Annotated in this window: 2 protein-coding genes; both read right to left on the bottom strand. The window is 73.8% G+C overall.

Going from position 1 to position 2,362, the window contains the following annotated elements:
* Positions 1–1,501, bottom strand: a 1,501-nt coding sequence (locus tag ACFVSN_RS43365; RefSeq protein ID WP_387959002.1) for a type I polyketide synthase, incomplete at its 3' end; no start/stop codon positions are given.
* Between the two features lie 62 nt (positions 1,502–1,563).
* Positions 1,564–2,362, bottom strand: a 799-nt coding sequence (locus tag ACFVSN_RS43360; RefSeq protein ID WP_387958999.1) for a beta-ketoacyl reductase, incomplete at its 5' end; no start/stop codon positions are given.

The following is a 2,362-nucleotide window of genomic DNA, read 5'->3' as shown; positions in this document are numbered from 1 at the left end:
GTTGGCGGGCCTGTTCCTGGAGGGCTTGTTCGGTGTGGGCGGAGAGCAGGAACACGGTCGGGCCGGTGGCGGGCGTGACCGGCCCCACCGGCTCGGTGTCCTCGATGCGGTCCTGTTCGAGGATGACGTGGGCGTTGGTGCCGCTGATGCCGAAGGAGGAGACGGCGGCGCGGCGGGGGCGGTCGTGTGCGGGCCATGCGGTGTTGTCGGTGAGGAGTTCGACGGCGCCGGTGGTCCAGTCGACGTGCGGGGTGGGTTCGTCGACGTGCAGGGTGCGCGGCAGGACCCCGTGGCGCATGGCCTCGACCATCTTGATGATTCCGCCGACTCCTGCGGCGGCCTGGGTGTGGCCGATGTTGGACTTCAGGGAGCCGAGCAGGAGGGGGTGTTCGGCGGGCCGGTCCTGTCCGTAGGTGGCGAGGAGCGCCTGGGCTTCGATGGGGTCGCCGAGGCGGGTGCCGGTGCCGTGGGCCTCGACCGCGTCGACGTCGGCGCCCGTGAGCCCGGCGTCGGCGAGCGCGGCGCGGATCACCCGCTGCTGTGAGGGTCCGTTGGGCGCCGAGAGCTGACCGCTCGTGCCGTCCTGGTTGGCCGCCGTGCCGCGGATCACGGCGTGCACGTGGTGGCCGTTGCGGCGGGCGTCGGAGAGGCGCTCGACGAGCAGCAGGCCCGCGCCCTCGCCCCAGCCGGTGCCGTCGGCCGCCGCGGCGAAGGCCTTGCAGCGGCCGTCGGCTGACAGTCCGCGCTGCCGGCTGAACTCCACGAACAGCCCGGGTGTGGCGAGCACGGTCGCACCGCCGGCGAGCGCCAGGTCGCACTCGCCCCGCCGCAGGGACTGCACCGCGAGGTGCAGCGCGACCAGCGAGGACGAGCACGCGGTGTCGATCGTGACCGCCGGCCCCTCCAGCCCGAAGGTGTAGGAGATCCGGCCGGAGGCGACCGAGCCCGCGCTGCCGGTGCCGACGTAGCCCTCCAGGTCGTCCGGCGCCTTCCTGATCCGGCCGCCGTAGTCCGCGTACATCACGCCGGCGTAGACGCCGGTGCGCGAGCCGTGCAGTGAGGTCGGGTCGATGCCGGCCCGCTCGAACGCCTCCCACGCGGTCTCCAGCAGCAGCCGCTGCTGCGGGTCCATGCTGACGGCTTCACGCGGGCTGATGCCGAAGAACGCGGGGTCGAACCGGTCGGCGTCGTGCAGGAACCCGCCCTCGCGGGTGTAGGTCCGGCCGACCCGGTCCGGGTCCGGGTCGTACAACCCGGCGATGTCCCAGCCCCGGTTGTCGGGGAAGGCGGATATCGCGTCCGTGCCCGACTCGACGAGCCGCCACAGCTGTTCCGGGGTGCGCACCCCGCCCGGGTAGCGGCAGGCCATGCCGACGATCGCGATCGGCTCCTGCCGCTCGGCCTCCACCTCGGTCAGGCGCTGCTTGGTCTGCAGCAGGTCGTTCGTCACGCGCTTGAGATAGTCGCGGAGCCTGGCCTCGTTCGTCGCCTCGCTCGTCATGAGACGTCAACTCTCCTCGTCGTGCGTCGTACGGGATGTGGTACCGGAATGTGGGGTGCGGGTCAGTCGAGGCCGAGCTGTCCGTCGATGAGCTCGAACAGCTCGTCGTCGGAGGCGTGCTCGACCTGTGCGGTCGTGGTGGCGGGGCCGGTGCCGTGCGGGTCGGGCGAGAGCCGGGCCAGGACGGAGGACAGGCGGGCGGTGACGCGTTCGCGCGCCTCCTCGTCGAGCGGCGTGCCGGTGCCGTCGACGGCGGCCTCCAACTCGGCGATCCGGGTGAGTAGTTCCGCCGTGGCGCCCGGGAGCCGGTCGGCCAGTTCCCCGTGTACGTGGGCGGCGAGCGCGTCGACCGTCGGATGGTCGAAGAGCACGGTGGTGGGCAGCCGGAGGCCGGTGTCCGCGCCGATCCGGTTGCGCAGGTCGACGGCGGTGAGGGAGTCGAACCCGAGGTCCATCAGCCCGCGGTCGGTGGGCACCAGGCGGTTCGCCGGCCGGCCCAGGACCTCGGTGACCCTCGCCCGCACCAGCTCGCGGACGGTCCTCGGCCGGTCGGCCTCGGCGGCCCCGGAGAGCGTTCGCACCCAGGGCGGGGTGTTGTCCCCGCCGGCCGGGGCCGAGGCCGCGGGGCGGCCCGCCGGGGCCGGCGGCACCCGCGGCGGGACCAGACCGCGCAGGACCGGTGCCATCCTGCCCGGGTCGCCGAGTGCCCGCAGCGCGGCCGTGTCGAACCTCGCGGGTACGGCGAGTGCCGGGTTCGAGCCGAGGACCGTGTCGAAGTGGGTGAGGGCTTCGGTGGTGGTGAGGGGGGTGATGCCGGTGCGGGCGAGGCGGGCGAGGTCGGTGGTGGTGAGGGTGGCGGCC

The sequence above is a fragment of the Kitasatospora sp. NPDC057904 genome, from assembly GCF_042887925.1.
Lineage (GTDB): Bacteria > Actinomycetota > Actinomycetes > Streptomycetales > Streptomycetaceae > Kitasatospora.
The sequence above is the reverse complement of the archived record's forward strand: the minus strand, read 5'-3'. Positions and strand labels throughout refer to the sequence as shown.